Genomic DNA, 14,688 nt, shown 5'->3' on the forward strand with positions numbered 1-14,688 from the left:
ACAGGGCGCGGACGGGAGGCGCGGTGCGGCGACGCACGCAGCCTCCGGTCCGCGCCCTGTCGCGTTCCGCCCCGCGGCCGCGCGACCACGCGGTCGCGCGAACGGGCAGGATGGCCGGTGTGAGCCTCCAGTCCCGACCCACCGCCCAGCGCACCGACGTCCGACGCTGGCGCCGCTACCTGGCGGACGAACGGGCGGAAGCCGCCGTCTACCGGAACCTCGCCGCCCGGCGACACGGTGAGGAACGCGAGATCCTGTCCGCCCTGGCCGAGGCCGAGGGGCGGCACGAGCAGCACTGGCTCGACCTGCTCGGCGACGACGTCGGGCGGCCGCAGCGCGGGAGCCTCCGCACCCGGGTGCTCGCGTCGCTGGCGAAGCGGTTCGGGTCGGTGTTCGTCCTCGCGCTCATGCAGCGCGCCGAGGACCGCTCGCCGTACGCCGACGACGCCGACGCGACCGCGAGCATGGCGGCCGACGAACGGATCCACGGCGAGGTCGTCCGCGGGCTCGCCAACCGCGGGCGGATGCGTCTGTCCGGCACCTTCCGAGCCGCGGTGTTCGGCGCGAACGACGGCCTCGTGTCGAACCTGGCGCTCATCATCGGCGTCAGCGCGTCCGGGGCGGACCGGCACTTCGTCCTCCTGAGCGGCATCGCGGGCCTCCTCGCCGGCGCGCTGTCGATGGGGGCGGGGGAGTACGTCTCGGTGCGGTCGCAGCGGGAGCTCCTCACGGCATCGGCCCCGCATCCCGAAGCCGGCCGGGCGGTCGCGGACCTCGACGTCGACGCGAACGAGCTCGCCCTCGTGTACCGGGCTCGGGGCATGTCCGAGGCCGAGGCCCAGCAGCACGCCGACGACGTCCTCGGCGGTGCCGCGGTGACGGGCACGGCACCGGTGGACGACCACGAGGCCATCGGCAACGGCATGAGCGCGGCGGTCTCGAGCTTCTGCTTCTTCGCGTCGGGGGCGATCATCCCGGTGCTCCCGTACCTGTTCGGCCTCGAGGGGTGGGCGGCGATCGCGGTCGCGGCGCTCCTCGTGGGGATCGCCCTGCTCGGCACGGGCGCGGTGGTGGGCGTGCTGAGCGGTGCGTCGCCGCTGCGTCGAGCGCTCCGGCAGCTCGCGATCGGGTTCGGTGCGGCAGCGGTCACCTACGGGCTCGGGCTGCTGTTCGGGACGGGCAGCGCGTAGCCCTCCTACGACCGACGAGGCCGCGTCCGGCCCGCCCGGGCTAGCGACGGACGGCCGCCCGGGGCGGGAGCAGCAGCAGGGCCGCGGCGCCGACGACGATGAGCGCGATGCCCGAGAAGACCATGAACACGGTCAGCGCGAGCCCCGGCGCGACCAGCACGACCACGCCCCCGAGGATCGAGAGCACCCCGCTCACGATCGACGGGACCCGCGACGACCCCGGGTGTCCCACGAAGCCGCCGATCAACGACGCGATCCCCTCGACGATGAAGCCGACGCCGGCGAGCACCGCGTAGACGACGAGCGGGACGGCGGGGTCCAGCAGCGTCACGAGTCCGGCGACCCCGACCAGGCCGCCGACGACGCCGGAGGTCCAGCGCCACACCGGCGGCGTGCCGTGCCCCCGCACCGCGGCGAACACCCGCAGTGCGCCGGCCACGACGAGGTACACGCCGAACAGCAGTGCGACGACGACGAGCGACGGCCGTGGCCAGACGATCGCGACGATGCCGAGCGCGATGGCGACGACCGCGGTGACGATGACGAACACGCGGAACGTGCGGACGGCACGAGAGTCCACGAGCACTCCTCCCTGTCAGGTCTGCTCGCTCCGACGCTACCTCGGCCGGCAGCGGTCGGTTCGTCGCGCGGGGGGCGAAGCGCCGCGAAGGGGTGCAACCGGATGCAACCTGCGCCGCCGTAGCGTTCGGGCAGGCGCGGACCCAGCGCCCCGACAGAGTCGTCGAAAGGTGTCCACCATGACCATCGCACCGTCACCATCCACCTACGCCGCACCCGGCGAGGAGGGGTCCCTCGTCTCGTACCGCTCCCGGTACGACCACTACATCGGCGGCGCGTACGTCCCGCCGGCCGGGGGACAGTACTTCGAGAACCCCACCCCCGTCACCGGCAAGGTGTTCACCGAGATCGCCCGCGGCGACTCCACCGACGTCGACCGTGCGGTCGAGGCCGCGTGGAAGGCGTTCCCGGCCTGGGGTCGGACGAGCGTCGCCGAACGCGCCGGCATCCTCAACAAGATCGCGGATCGGATGGAGCAGAACCTCGAGGCCCTGGCGGTCGCGGAGACGTGGGAGAACGGCAAGCCCATCCGCGAGACGATCGGCGCGGACATCCCGCTGGCGATCGACCACTTCCGCTACTTCGCCGGGGCGATCCGCGCGCAGGAGGGCTCGACGGGGGAGATCGACCACGACACCGTGGCCTACCACTTCCACGAACCGCTCGGCGTCGTCGGGCAGATCATCCCGTGGAACTTCCCCATCCTGATGGCGGTGTGGAAGCTCGCTCCGGCACTGGCGGCGGGCAACTGCGTCGTCCTGAAGCCGGCCGAGCAGACGCCGGCGTCCATCCACGTGCTCGTCGACCTGATCGGGGACCTGCTCCCGGCCGGTGTCCTCAACGTCGTGAACGGCTTCGGCATCGAGGTCGGTGCACCGCTCGCGCAGCACCCGGACATCCGCAAGGTCGCCTTCACGGGGGAGACGACCACGGGCCGGCTCATCATGCAGTACGCGTCGCAGAACCTCATCCCCGTGACGCTCGAACTCGGCGGCAAGAGCCCGAACGTCTTCTTCGCCGACGTCGCCCAGCAGCAGGACGCCTTCTACGACAAGGCACTCGAGGGCTTCGCGTTCTTCAACCTCAACCAGGGCGAGGTCTGCACCTGCCCGTCGCGGGCACTCGTGGCGAGGGAGATCTACGACGGCTTCGTCGCGGACGGCCTCGACCGGGTGCGCGCCGTCAAGCAGGGGCACCCGCTCGACCTGTCGACGATGATCGGCGCGCAGGCGTCGAACGACCAGCTCGAGAAGATCCTGAGCTACATCGACATCGGGAAGCAGGAGGGCGCGAAGCTCCTCACCGGTGGCGAGCGGGCGGACCTCGGCGGGGAGCTGTCCGGCGGGTACTACGTCACGCCGACGGTGTTCGAGGGGGACAACTCGATGCGGATCTTCCAGGAGGAGATCTTCGGCCCGGTCCTCGCGCTGACGAGCTTCAGCGGCTACGACGACGCGATCTCGATCGCCAACGACACGCTGTACGGCCTCGGCGCCGGGGTGTGGAGCCGCGAGGCCACCACGCTCTACCGCGCCGGCCGTGACATCCAGGCCGGGCGCGTGTGGGAGAACACCTACCACCAGTACCCCGCCGGGGCGGCGTTCGGCGGCTACAAGCAGTCCGGCATCGGACGGGAGAACCACAAGATGATGCTGGAGCACTACCAGCAGACGAAGAACCTGCTGGTGTCCTACGCCGAGGGCCCGATGGGCTTCTTCTGATGCCCGACACCGACGACCGGCCCGCCACCGCCCGCGTGGCGGTGACGCCGGCGGCGGGGGAGCTCCTGCGCTCCCTCGCCGCGCGGCACGGCCCGCTCATGTTCCACCAGTCCGGCGGGTGCTGCGACGGTTCCAGCCCGATGTGCTACCCCGTCGGCATGTTCATGACCGGCTCGGGCGACGTGCTCCTCGGCGCGCTCGAGGTCGACGGCATCGCGCCCGTCGAGGTGTACATGTCGCGGTCGCAGTTCGAGTACTGGAAGTACACCCACCTCACGATCGACGTCGTGGACGGTCGTGGCGCGGGCTTCTCCCTCGAGGTACCGGAGGGCAAGCGGTTCCTCACCCGCTCCCGGATGCTGGACGACGCCGAGCTCGCGGATCTGGGCCTGGTCAGCGCCGGCCCTGGCCCGAGCGGGGTGCCGGACGTAGGCTGACCGCACCGCTCGCGACGACGCGACGGGGACCGGACAGGAGGGCGCATGCGCGAACCGTCCGGTCTCCGCCCGCTCGTCGCCGCATCATGGCGTCGCTCGGCCCGCGTCGACCCCGAGACCGTGCCGACGCCCTCGATCGGCGAGGACGAACTCGACGCCCTCCGCCGTGCCGGTCCGCTCGGCACCGCGCTGCCGGTCGTCCGACGACTGCTGCTCGACGACGTCCGGTCGGCGGGGTGCGTCGTCGCCCTCGCGGACGCATCGGGTCGGCTCGTCTGGGTGGACGGCGCACGATCCGCCCGGCGCGCCGCGAAGGGCATGGGGTTCGTCCCCGGTGCCGACTGGGCGGAGGAACGCGCCGGGACGAGTGCTCCGGGGACCGCGCTCCGGCTCGGACGCGCCGTGCAGATCCACGCCGAGGAGCACTACGCGACGGCCGTGAAGGGGTTCTCCTGCACGGCGGTCCCGCTCCGCGACGCTGCGGGCACGGTGGTCGGCGCGCTCGACATCACGGGCGACGACCGCGCCGTCGAACGCCACACGCTGCCGCTCCTGACGGCGACGGCCGCGGCGGCCGAGGCCGAACTCGCACTGGCGGCGCTCTCGGCCCGGACCGCACACCGTCCGGCTGCGGCCCCGTCCGCCGAGCTCACCCTGCTCGGGTCCGACACCGCGACGCTGCACGTCGGATCGCGGTCGGTCGCGTTGTCGGAGCGGCACTCGGAGATCCTCGCGGTGCTCGCCGCGAACCCGCAGGGGCTGGCCGCCGCGGACCTCGCGGTGGCCGTCTACGGCGACCAGCGCGCAGTCCAGACGCTGCGGGCCGAGGTGGTTCGGCTCCGCCGTGTCCTCGCCCACCACGCGCTCGACGCGCACCTGACGTCCAGGCCGTACCGCCTGGAGGGGATCCGGACCGACGTCGAGACGGTCCTGTCCGCGCTCGACCGCGGGGCGCGCCTCCAGGCCGTCGACCGGTACACCGGACCGGTCCTGCCGGGGTCCGCGTCGCCCGGGGTCGACGACCTGCGTGACCGCGTCCGGTCCCGGTTCCGTGAGTCGCTCCTCCAGGACGGCGGGGTGGACGCGCTGCAGGCGTGGGCGCGCACCGCGGACGGCGCGGCGGACGAGCAGGTGCTGCGGGCGCTGCTCGCGGCGTTGCCGCGTCGGTCGCCGCGTCGGTCGGGCGTGGTGGCGGCGATCGAGGCGATCGAGCGTCCCTGAGCGGACGGCTCCGCCGGCTCGGGAGGCACGGCACACGTCGGTCCGTCGGCCGACGGCGCGCGCCTCCCGCGGCGGGTGCGGGGTGGTCAGGACCCGGTCGTCGGCTCCGGTGTCGAGGTGGCGCCCGCGTCGGGTGCGGCCGGTGGGGTCGGTACCTCGCCGTCCTTCGGCGGGGTCGGAACCTTCCCGTCCTTCGGCGGCTTCGGTGCCGTTCCGTCCTTCGGCGGGGTGGGTGCCGTGCCGTCCTTCGGGGGCTCGGGTGCCTTCCCGTCCTTCGGCGGGGTCGGAGCCGTGCCGTCCGTCGGCGGGGTCGGCGCCTTCCCGTCGGCGAGCGGGCCGGCGACGCAGCCGGGGGCGGTGCCCGTCGAGTCGCCCTTCCCCGCGGGGCCCGAGGCCGGACCGCCCGTGGGCGCGCCGGTCGGTGCCCCGCTCGGTGCTCCGGAGGGTGCTCCGGTCGCCGCTGCGCTCGGCGTGGCGGGGGCCGCCACTGCTGCGCTCACCCCGATCCCGCCGAGGACCAGCACGGCCGCCGCTGCGGATCCGATCCCGACCGCGCGGAGGGTCCGGCGACGCTTCGTGCCCTGTTCGTTCTCCATGGTGTTCTCCTGTTCGTCCGTCGGTCGACCGGGTCGGTCCGCCGACGAGGACGACGCTCGGGTTCGAATCTGAAGCAGGACTGAAGCATTCGTGGAGCACAGGGTTTCTCCAGGCCGTTCCATGCTCCGTGCTGGCGGAGCCGACCTACGGTGTCCGCCGTGACCGCACCCGCCCGCATCCTGGTCGTCGAGGACGACGACTCCCTCCGCACCGCCGTCGTGACGACCCTCCGCGCCGAGGGGTTCTCCGTCGCCGAGGTCGCGGACGGCCGTTCCATCGCCGCCGACCTCGACCGCACCGCCCCGGACCTCGTCCTGCTCGACTGGATGCTCCCCGGGCCGAGCGGGATCCTGCTCGCCGCCCGCATCCGGGCCCGGTCGGACGCCGCCGTCGTGATGACCACCGCGCGGGACGAGCTCGACGACCGACTGCGCGGGTTCGCCGAGGGGGCGGACGACTACGTCGTGAAGCCCTTCGCGATGGCCGAACTCGTCGCCCGGGTGACGGCGGTGCTCCGGCGCCGAGGACGGGTGCCGTCCGTGATCGAGGTGGGCGACCTCGTGCTCGACCCCGACGGCTCCACGGTCCGTCGTGCCGGCGTGCTGCTCGACCTGACCGCGACCGAGTTCCGACTCCTCCGGTTCCTCGCCGAGAGCCGCGGACGGACGGTGTCGAAGGGGCAGATCACGACCCAGGTCTGGGGCTACGAGGACATCGCACCCAACCTGGTCGAGGTGCACCTCAGCGCACTGCGGCGGAAGATGGAGGCGCACGGGCCGCGGCTCGTGCACACCGTCCGGGGCCTCGGGTACCGGCTCGCGGTGGACCGGGGTGCGGCGTGATGCGCGACGGACGCCTACGGACCACCTCGCTCCGGCTGCGGACCGTGGTCGCGATCCTGGTGCTCCTCGCGGTCCTGCTGACGGCCCTCGTCGTCGCGGTCGAGGCCGTCCTCGGCGCCCGACTGACCGCCCAGGTCGAGGACCGCCTGCGTGACCGGGCGTCCGCTGCGGCCGCGCTCGTCGGGGTGCTCGACGCGAGCGACCTCGCCGACCGGTTGTCGGCGCAGGGGCTCTCCGTGCGGATCGTCGAACCCGACGGCGCCGCGGTCGAGGCCGGCCCCAGCCCCGAGCAGTTGCGGAAGGGGCCACCCGACCCGACAGGCCTGCCCGGACCGGCGGCCCGGTCCTCGGCGGCTCCGTCGACCACCGGCTCGTCCGACAGTGCCGGCGCCACCATCACGTCGTCGTCGGTGCACGAGGACGACGGTGTGCTGACCCTCCGCTCGGACCTCGAGGACGGCACCCGCATCACGCTGACCGCCGGCACGCGCGACGTGCAGGAGACCCTGGCGCAGCTCGGCTGGGTGATGGGCGGTGCGTCCGCCGCCTTCCTCGGCGTCGCCGTCGTGGGTGTCGTGCTCGTCGTCCGACGCTCGCTGCGCCCGCTCGACGAGATGACCGCCGCGGCCCGGTCCATCACCGCGGGGGACCGCGGACGCCGACTCCGGCCGTCCCGCACGGACACGGAGATCGGCCGGGTGGCGCTCGCCCTCGACGAGATGCTCGACGCGGTCGAGGGCGCGGAGGCGCAGGCCGTCGCCGCCGAGGAACGGGTGCGCGCGTTCCTGTCGGACGCCGCCCACGAGCTGCGGACCCCGGTCGCCGGTGTCCGGGCCGCGGCGGACACCCTCGTGCGCAACGGTCCGGACGACCCGGAGACGAACGAGCTGCTCGCGGTGCACGTCGTGCGGCAGGCTGACCGGGCGGCTCGGCTCGTCGACGACATGCTGACGATGGCGCGGCTGGACCGGGGGATCGCCCTCGACCGGCGCCGGACGGACCTCGTCGGCTGGCTCGACACCGAGGCCGAGCGGCTCCGCATCCGGTTGCCCGGCGTGGAGCTGCGCGTCGAGGTCCCCGAGCACCCGGTCGACGCCGACGTGGACCCGGACCGGCTCGCCCAGGTGCTCGGCAACCTGGTCGACAACGCCGCGAGGGCCACCGGGGGCACCGGCACGGTCCGGCTCGCGCTCAGCAATGGACCGGGCGGCATGCTGCTCCGTGTCGAGGACGACGGCCCCGGGATCCCGGCAGCCGACCGCGAGCGCGTGTTCGACCGACTCGTCCGGCTCGAGGACGCTCGGGACACCCGCTCCGGCGGCGCCGGCCTCGGGCTGCCGATCGCGCGCGGGATCGCCGTCGCGCACGGCGGTTCGCTCGCGCACGGGGCCGACGGAGAACTCGGCGGCGCGGTGTTCGACGTGCGCCTGCCCGCGAGCGTCACGGTGCCGGCCGGTGCGCGTCCGCGAGCGGGCGTCCTGCTAGCCTGATCCCCTACGCGAGTGTGGTGGAATGGTAGACACGGGGCACTCAAAATGCTCTGCTTCACGGCGTGCGGGTTCGAGTCCCGCCACTCGTACAACTGGCACTTCCGAGGTCTAGTAGGCTTCTGCGTGTGAGTGACACAGAAGCAACTGCAACAGCACCCCGTCGCGTCGTCGTCGCCGAGGACGAGTCGCTCATCCGCCTCGACATCGTCGAGATCCTCCGCGACAACGGGTTCGACGTCGTCGGCGAAGCGGGTGACGGCGAGACCGCCGTGCAGCTCGCGACCGACCTCCGTCCCGATCTCGTCGTGATGGACGTCAAGATGCCGCAGCTCGACGGCATCTCCGCCGCCGAGAAGCTCTCGAAGAACCACATCGCCCCCGTGGTCCTCCTCACGGCGTTCAGCCAGAAGGACCTCGTCGAGCGTGCGACCGAGGCCGGCGCCCTCGCCTACGTCGTCAAGCCGTTCACGCCGAACGACCTCCTGCCCGCGATCGAGATCGCCCTCTCGCGGCACCAGCAGATCATCACGCTCGAGGCCGAGGTCGCCGACCTCGTCGAGCGCTTCGAGACCCGCAAGCTCGTCGACCGCGCCAAGGGCCTGCTCAACGAGAAGATGGGCCTCACCGAGCCCGAGGCCTTCCGCTGGATCCAGAAGGCCTCGATGGACCGCCGCCTGACCATGCACGACGTCGCCAAGGCGATCATCGAGCAGCTCAGCGCCAAGAAGTAGCGACCCGGGCGCGCACCAGGCCGACCACCTGGCAGGGTGGAGCCATGGACGACGTGGTGATCCGTGCCTCCAGGGCCGACGACATGCCGGCGATGGCCGACCTGCGATGGCGGTGGAGCGTCGACGAAGGCGGTGCGACGCCGGACGTGACCCCGGACGAGTACCGCGAGGCGATGTCGGCGTTCGCCGCCGCCCACCCCGACACGCACCGCTGCGTCGTGGCCGAACGCGACGGCCGGGTGCTCGGCATGGCGTGGCTCGGGCTCGTCGCACGGCCCCCGACGCCGGACCGACCCGGGCGACGGCTGACCGCTGACGTGCAGACCGTCTACGTCCACCCCGACCTGCGGGGCGCCGGCGTCGCGAAGCGCCTCGTGACCGCGTTGCTCGACGCCGCCGACGAGCTCGGTGCGGAGCGGACGTCGGTGCACTCGAGCGTCGAGGGCGAGACGCTCTACCGCCGCCTCGGGTTCGGCGACGCCCGACTGCTGCTGCAGCGCCCGCCCGAGGACTGACCGGTCATCCGCGCGCCGGGAGCTGCTGCAGCGTCCACGCGTTCCGGTCGGGATCGGTGAAGAACACGAAGCGTCCCCACGCCATCTCGTCCACCCCGATCGCGTCGACGCCGAGCCCCTGCAGGTGCGCGAGGGCCTCGTCGGCGTCCGGGACGACGACCTGGATCGACTTGAGCGAGCCGGGGACGACGTCCGGGGACATGATGCCCTCACCGAACGCGATGGAGCAGGCGGACCCGGGCGGGGTGGCCTGCACGAAGCGGAGCTCGTCGGAGACGCGCTGGTCGTGGTCGATCGAGAAGCCGATCCGTTCGTAGAACTCGCGGGATCGGTCGACGTCGCTGACGGGGACGAGGATCAGTTCGATCCTCCAGTCGGTGGCGGGCACGGGTCACTCCTTCGTGACGCCCGCCGGGGTCAGCGGGCTTCGCGGATCATGTTGGTGATGCGCACGGTGGAGCAGCGCCGCCCCTGGTCGTCGGTGAGGACGATCTCGTGCGTGGTGAGCGTGTTGCCCAGGTGCAGTGCCGTGCAGGTACCGGTGACCAGGCCGCTCGTGGCGCTCCGGGAGTGCGAGGCGTTCAGCTCGATGCCGACCGCGTACCGGCCGGGACCGGCGTGCACGTTCGCGGCCATCGACCCGAGGCTCTCGGCCAGGACGACGTAGGCGCCGCCGTGCAGGAGTCCGACGGGCTGACGGTTGCCCTCGACCGGGATGGTGCCCACCGCGCGCTCGGCCGTGAGCTCCGTGATGACCATGCCCATCTTCTCGGCGAGCTCGCCCATCCCCCGGTCGGCGAGGCGCTCGTCGACGGTCCCGGTGGTGGCAGCTCGGTCGGTCACGCTGGCGGACTCCCGTGTCGGATGGCGTCGGTAGGCTGTCCGGGTGTCGGACTCCGCAAAGCCTACCCTCATGGTCATCGACGGCCACTCGCTCGCCTTCCGGGCCTTCTACGCGCTGCCGGTCGACAGTTTCGTGAACCGTGACGGGCAGCACACGAACGCCATCCACGGCTTCATCTCGATGCTGCTCATGCTCCTCCAGCGCGAGAAGCCGACCCACCTCGCGGTCGCGTTCGACATCTCGCGCTTCTCGTTCCGCACGCGTGAGTACGAGGACTACAAGGGCACCCGCTCCGAGACCCCGGCCGAGTTCAAGGGCCAGATCCCGCTCCTCCAGCAGGCGCTCGAGGCGATGGGCATCACCACCGTCACGAAAGAGGACTACGAGGCCGACGACATCCTCGCCACCTTCGCCCGCCAGGGCTCCGAACAGGGCTACCAGGTCTACGTGGTGTCCGGCGACCGCGACTCGATCCAGCTCGTGAACGACGACGTCACGCTGCTGTACCCGTCGGTCCGCGGCGTCTCCGAGCTCACCCGGTACGACCGCGACAAGGTGTACGAGCGGTACGGCATCGAGCCGCACCAGTACCCCGACATCGCGGCCCTCGTCGGCGAGACCAGCGACAACCTCATCGGCATCGACAAGGTCGGCGAGAAGACCGCGGTGAAGTGGATCACGGCGTACGGCTCCCTCGACGGCGTCCTCGAGCACGCCGACGAGATCAAGGGCGTCGTCGGCAACAACCTGCGCGAGCAGAAGGACCGGGCGATCCGCAACCGGAAGCTCAACCGGCTCGTGAACGACGTGGAACTGCCCGTCGGGCCGGCTGACGTCGCACTCCGTCCCCTCGACGAGGCCGCGGTGCGCGAGCTCTTCGCGAAGCTGCAGTTCCGCACGCTGCTCGACCGTGTGTTCAAGGTCGCGGGCTCCGGCGAGCCGTCGGAGTCCAGCGCGGTCGAGGGCTCGGTCGACAGCGGTGCGCCGACGCCGCCCGCGGTCAAGACCCTCATCGACGAGGAGCTCGGCTACTGGCTCGAGCGGCGCAACGCGGCCGAGGCGGCGAACGGCTACGGCGTCGCGGTCGAGGTCATCGACGGCCGCCTCAGCGCGATCGGCATCGCCACGCACGACGACGCCGTCCTCGTCCCGGGCGGCAGCGGCGCGAAGGACTACGAGCAGCTGTCGGCGTGGTTCGCCTCCGACGCCCCGAAGCACTTCCACGACGCCAAGACCGCGATCAAGGCACTCGCCACGGTCGGCTTCGAGGTGAACGGCATCGCCGGCGACGCCCGCCTGACCGGGTGGCTCGCGCAGCCGGGCAAGCAGGGGCAGCCCCTCGCCGACCTCGTCTACCAGGAACTCGGCGAAGAGCTCCCCACGGCCGACCCGAACCAGCTCGTCCCCGAGACCGACCCGGTGAACGTCGGCGTGCACGCGTGGTTCGTGCTCCGGGTCACCACCGCACTGCGCGCCCGTCTCGACGAGTCCTCGCTCACCGTCCTCGACGACATCGAGCTCCCGCTCGTCCCGGTCCTCGCCGGCATGGAGACCACGGGTGTCGCGATCGACCGTCCGGTGCTCACCGGGCTGTCGCACGACCTGGGGGAGCGCGCGGCCGAACTCGCGCAGCAGGCCTTCGCCGAGATCGGGCACGAGGTGAACCTCGGGTCGCCGAAGCAGCTGCAGGAGGTCCTCTTCACCGAGCTCGCGATGCCGAAGACCCGCAAGACGAAGACCGGGTTCTCGACCGACGCCGCGAGCCTCGCCGACCTGCAGGAACAGCACCCGCACCCGTTCCTCGGCCTGCTGCTCCAGCACCGCGACGCCACGAAGCTCCGGCAGATCGTGGACACGCTCGACGCCGCGATCGTCGACGGACGCATCCACACCCGGTACGAGCAGACCGGCAGCAGCACCGGCCGCATCTCGTCGACCGACCCGAACCTGCAGAACATCCCGGTGAAGACCGCGGTGGGGCGGCGGGTCCGGTCGGCGTTCGCCGTCGCCGAGCCCTACACGACGCTCATCACGGCCGACTACTCGCAGATCGAGATGCGCATCATGGCGCACCTGTCCGGTGACCCGGGTCTCATCCAGGCCTTCAACGAGGGCGAGGACCTGCACCGGTTCGTCGGCGCCCGGGTGTTCTCGGTCGAGCCGGCCGACGTCACGCCCGAGATGCGCACGAAGGTCAAGGCGATGTCGTACGGCCTCGCGTACGGCCTCAGCCCGTTCGGCCTGTCGAAGCAGCTCCGCATCGAGCAGTCCGAGGCGCGCACCCTCATGAACGAGTACTTCGCCCGGTTCGGCGCGGTGCGCGACTACCTGCGCGGTGTCGTCGAGCAGGCGCGCGAGGACGGCTACACCGAGACCATCTTCGGTCGCCGTCGCCCGTTCCCCGACCTGAAGAGCCCGAACCGCGTCCTCCGCGAGAACGCCGAGCGCGCGGCGCTGAACGCGCCGATCCAGGGCTCGGCGGCCGACATCATGAAGATCGCGATGCTCGGCGTCGCCGCCGACCTCCGCGACGGCGGGCTCGCGTCGCACCTGCTGCTGCAGGTGCACGACGAGCTCATCCTCGAGGTCGCGCCCGGCGAGCAGGAGCGGGTCGAGGAGATCCTCCGCACCCGCATGGGCGGCGCGGCCGAGCTGACCGTCCCACTGGACGTGTCCGTGGGCGTCGGCCCGAACTGGGAAGCCGCTGCGCACTGAGGCGCGACCGCCTGCTGGACAGGAGGCGCGGCGCCGGCCCGCACCGCGCCTCCAGTCCCGCAGGTTCCTCGTCGTGAGCCGTCGTGGATAGGGTCGTGAGCATGACCGATGACCGTCCCGTCCGCCAGCCCTCCGCCGTCGACCGCGTCGCCGAGGACTGGGTGTCCACCCTCGTCGACCTCGACCCGACCGTCGCCACGTACATCGGCGTCCCGGGGCGCACGGGGGAGTACGGCGACACGTCGCCCGCCGGTGCGGCGGCCATGGCGGACGCGGCGCGCGCCGCGAAGCGTGCGCTGGACGCCGCCGACGCGGTGGACGCCGTCGACGAGGTGACGAAGACCGACCTCGGCGCCGAGCTCGACCTCGTCCAAGAGTCCTTCGACCGCAAGCTCCACCTCCGCGACCTCAACGTCATCGCCAGCCCGGCGCAGTCCGTGCGCGACGTCCTCGACCTCATGCCGACCGCGACCGAGTCCGACTGGCAGGACATCGCGAGTCGGCTGCACGCGCTCCCCGACGCGATCGAGGGCATCCGCGAGACCCTGCTCGAGGGAACGCGCGAGGACGTCACGCCCGCTCGTCGCCAGGTCGCGCTCATCGCCGAGCAGGCCACCCGCACCGGCGCGGCGGACGGCGTCTTCCGGCAGCTGGTCGACGGCGCCGCGTTCGACGACGGCGGTCCGGTGCCTGAGCCGCTCCGGGCCGAGCTCGCCCGCGGGGCCGAGGTCGCCGCTGCTGCGTACCGGTCGTTCGGGCAGTTCCTCGAGCACGAGCTGATGCCGCTCGCGACGCCGGTCGACGCCGTCGGGCGCGAGGCGTACGAGCTGCACTCCCGGCGGTTCCTCGGTGCGGTCGTCGACCTCGACGAGACGTACCAGTGGGGGATCGAGGAACTCGCGCGGATGCGTGACGAGCAGGAGCGCATCGCCGACCGCATCGAGTCCGGTGCGAGCGTCGCCCGGGCGATCGAGGTCCTCGACGCCGACCCGGCGCGGGTGCTGCACGGCACCGACGCCCTGCAGCGGTGGATGCAGGAGACGAGCGACGAGTCGATCCGGGCGATGGACGGCAAGTACTTCGACATCGCCGACCCGATCAAGCGCCTCGAGTGCCGGATCGCCCCCACACAAGAGGGCGGGATCTACTACACCGGCCCGTCCGACGACTTCTCGCGCGCCGGCCGCATGTGGTGGTCCGTGCCGCAGGGCGTCACCGAGTTCGGCACCTGGCGCGAGAAGACGACGGTCTACCACGAGGGCGTCCCCGGCCACCACCTCCAGATCAGCCAGGGCGTCTACAACCGCGGCGAGCTGAACACCTGGCGTCGGCAGCTGTCCGGGTCCTCGGGGCACGTCGAGGGCTGGGCGCTCTACGCCGAGCGCCTCATGGAGCAGCTCGGCTTCCTCGACGACGACGGTGACCGGCTCGGCATGCTCGACGGGCAGCGCATGCGTGCAGCCCGGGTGGTGCTCGACATCGGCGTCCACCTGCAGAAGACGAACCCCGACGGTGGCGCCTGGACGTGGGAGTACGCCCTCGACTTCATGCGCCAGAACGTGAACATGTCCGACGAGTTCGTGCAGTTCGAGGTGGCCCGGTACTTCGGCTGGCCCGGGCAGGCGCCGTCGTACAAGGTCGGTCAGCGCGTCTGGGAGTCCATCCGCGACGAGGTGGCCGCCCGCGAGGGTGCGTCGTTCGACCTCAAGGCGTTCCACCACCGGGCCCTCGCGCTCGGCAGCATCGGTCTGGACACGCTCCGCAGCGCCCTGCTCGGCTGATCGATCGGGGCCGACACGATCCGAC

14 protein-coding genes and 1 tRNA gene are annotated in these 14,688 nt (G+C 72.2%); 11 read left to right on the forward strand and 4 right to left on the reverse strand.

Annotation, left to right across the window (positions count from 1 at the left end; translation table 11 throughout):
* The first annotated feature begins 110 nt into the window (after window positions 1–110).
* Window positions 111–1,190 carry a VIT1/CCC1 transporter family protein gene (locus ACIPEP_RS12615; RefSeq protein ID WP_071296287.1) on the forward strand — a complete coding sequence of 360 codons (1,080 nt, stop codon included), beginning with the start codon at window positions 111–113 and terminating at the stop codon, window positions 1,188–1,190.
* A 40-nt stretch (window positions 1,191–1,230) separates the two neighbouring features.
* Here the strand turns inward: ACIPEP_RS12615 and ACIPEP_RS12620 are convergent, their stop codons facing one another.
* Window positions 1,231–1,770: an HdeD family acid-resistance protein gene (locus ACIPEP_RS12620; protein WP_070416229.1), complete on the reverse strand. Its 540-nt coding sequence runs from the start codon at window positions 1,768–1,770 to the stop codon at window positions 1,231–1,233.
* A 178-nt stretch (window positions 1,771–1,948) separates the two neighbouring features.
* Between ACIPEP_RS12620 and ACIPEP_RS12625 the strand changes: the two genes are divergently transcribed.
* Genes ACIPEP_RS12625 through ACIPEP_RS12635 form a run of 3 tightly spaced genes read left to right on the forward strand, consistent with a single transcriptional unit; the run spans window position 1,949 to window position 5,148 of the window.
* Complete coding sequence (locus ACIPEP_RS12625; protein WP_402717449.1) at window positions 1,949–3,490, forward strand: aldehyde dehydrogenase family protein; 1,542 nt, start codon at window positions 1,949–1,951, stop codon at window positions 3,488–3,490.
* Window positions 3,490–3,927 carry a DUF779 domain-containing protein gene (locus tag ACIPEP_RS12630; RefSeq protein ID WP_070416227.1) on the forward strand — a complete coding sequence of 146 codons (438 nt, stop codon included), beginning with the start codon at window positions 3,490–3,492 and terminating at the stop codon, window positions 3,925–3,927. The genes ACIPEP_RS12625 and ACIPEP_RS12630 overlap by 1 nt, the downstream gene beginning before the upstream one ends.
* Before the next feature lie 45 nt (window positions 3,928–3,972).
* Window positions 3,973–5,148, forward strand: a complete 1,176-nt coding sequence (locus ACIPEP_RS12635) for a GAF domain-containing protein (protein WP_402717450.1) — start codon at window positions 3,973–3,975, stop codon at window positions 5,146–5,148.
* Between the two features lie 86 nt (window positions 5,149–5,234).
* Here ACIPEP_RS12635 and ACIPEP_RS12640 read toward each other — a convergent pair whose 3' ends face one another.
* Window positions 5,235–5,744: a hypothetical protein gene (locus ACIPEP_RS12640; RefSeq protein WP_402717451.1), complete on the reverse strand. Its 510-nt coding sequence runs from the start codon at window positions 5,742–5,744 to the stop codon at window positions 5,235–5,237.
* A 159-nt stretch (window positions 5,745–5,903) separates the two neighbouring features.
* Between ACIPEP_RS12640 and ACIPEP_RS12645 the strand changes: the two genes are divergently transcribed.
* The 5 genes from ACIPEP_RS12645 (at window position 5,904) to ACIPEP_RS12665 (ending at window position 9,323) form a co-directional block, all read left to right on the forward strand.
* Window positions 5,904–6,587 (forward strand): response regulator transcription factor, encoded by a 684-nt coding sequence (locus ACIPEP_RS12645; RefSeq protein ID WP_071296365.1) that lies wholly within the window; start codon window positions 5,904–5,906, stop codon window positions 6,585–6,587.
* Entirely contained in the window at window positions 6,587–8,077 is a 1,491-nt protein-coding gene (locus ACIPEP_RS12650; protein ID WP_402717452.1) for an ATP-binding protein, read from the forward strand. The genes ACIPEP_RS12645 and ACIPEP_RS12650 overlap by 1 nt, the downstream gene beginning before the upstream one ends.
* Window positions 8,078–8,085: 8 nt before the next feature.
* Window positions 8,086–8,166, forward strand: a tRNA-Leu gene (locus tag ACIPEP_RS12655).
* Window positions 8,167–8,202: 36 nt separating this feature from the next.
* Window positions 8,203–8,808, forward strand: coding sequence for an ANTAR domain-containing response regulator (locus ACIPEP_RS12660; RefSeq protein WP_022905562.1), 606 nt, complete (start codon window positions 8,203–8,205; stop codon window positions 8,806–8,808).
* Between the two features lie 44 nt (window positions 8,809–8,852).
* Window positions 8,853–9,323 (forward strand): GNAT family N-acetyltransferase, encoded by a 471-nt coding sequence (locus ACIPEP_RS12665; protein ID WP_402717453.1) that lies wholly within the window; start codon window positions 8,853–8,855, stop codon window positions 9,321–9,323.
* A gap of 4 nt (window positions 9,324–9,327) precedes the next feature.
* Here ACIPEP_RS12665 and ACIPEP_RS12670 read toward each other — a convergent pair whose 3' ends face one another.
* Both ACIPEP_RS12670 and ACIPEP_RS12675 read right to left on the reverse strand, forming a co-directional pair.
* Window positions 9,328–9,711, reverse strand: a complete 384-nt coding sequence (locus ACIPEP_RS12670; RefSeq protein ID WP_092387036.1) for a VOC family protein — start codon at window positions 9,709–9,711, stop codon at window positions 9,328–9,330.
* Window positions 9,712–9,740: 29 nt separating this feature from the next.
* Window positions 9,741–10,109 carry a PaaI family thioesterase gene (locus ACIPEP_RS12675; RefSeq protein ID WP_071296366.1) on the reverse strand — a complete coding sequence of 123 codons (369 nt, stop codon included), beginning with the start codon at window positions 10,107–10,109 and terminating at the stop codon, window positions 9,741–9,743.
* Window positions 10,110–10,209: 100 nt separating this feature from the next.
* Here ACIPEP_RS12675 and polA point away from each other — a divergent pair, with 100 nt between their 5' ends.
* Entirely contained in the window at window positions 10,210–12,882 is a 2,673-nt protein-coding gene (gene polA, locus ACIPEP_RS12680) for a DNA polymerase I (RefSeq protein WP_229084965.1), read from the forward strand.
* Window positions 12,883–12,983: 101 nt separating this feature from the next.
* Complete coding sequence (locus ACIPEP_RS12685) at window positions 12,984–14,663, forward strand: DUF885 domain-containing protein (RefSeq protein WP_402717454.1); 1,680 nt, start codon at window positions 12,984–12,986, stop codon at window positions 14,661–14,663.
* Window positions 14,664–14,688: the final 25 nt, after the last annotated feature.

The sequence above is a fragment of the Curtobacterium sp. NPDC087082 genome, assembly GCF_044745045.1.
Classification (GTDB): Bacteria; Actinomycetota; Actinomycetes; order Actinomycetales; family Microbacteriaceae; genus Curtobacterium.

Coding starts and splice junctions, on each gene's coding strand:
- ACIPEP_RS12625 (WP_402717449.1), top strand. CDS start 1,949: ATGACCATCGCACCGTCACCATCCACCTACGCCGCACCCGGCGAGGAG.
- ACIPEP_RS12650 (WP_402717452.1), top strand. CDS start 6,587: ATGCGCGACGGACGCCTACGGACCACCTCGCTCCGGCTGCGGACCGTG.
- ACIPEP_RS12675 (WP_071296366.1), bottom strand. CDS start 10,109: ATGGGCGAGCTCGCCGAGAAGATGGGCATGGTCATCACGGAGCTCACG.
- ACIPEP_RS12630 (WP_070416227.1), top strand. CDS start 3,490: ATGCCCGACACCGACGACCGGCCCGCCACCGCCCGCGTGGCGGTGACG.
- ACIPEP_RS12615 (WP_071296287.1), top strand. CDS start 111: ATGGCCGGTGTGAGCCTCCAGTCCCGACCCACCGCCCAGCGCACCGAC.
- ACIPEP_RS12685 (WP_402717454.1), top strand. CDS start 12,984: ATGACCGATGACCGTCCCGTCCGCCAGCCCTCCGCCGTCGACCGCGTC.
- ACIPEP_RS12640 (WP_402717451.1), bottom strand. CDS start 5,744: ATGGAGAACGAACAGGGCACGAAGCGTCGCCGGACCCTCCGCGCGGTC.
- ACIPEP_RS12635 (WP_402717450.1), top strand. CDS start 3,973: ATGCGCGAACCGTCCGGTCTCCGCCCGCTCGTCGCCGCATCATGGCGT.
- ACIPEP_RS12665 (WP_402717453.1), top strand. CDS start 8,853: ATGGACGACGTGGTGATCCGTGCCTCCAGGGCCGACGACATGCCGGCG.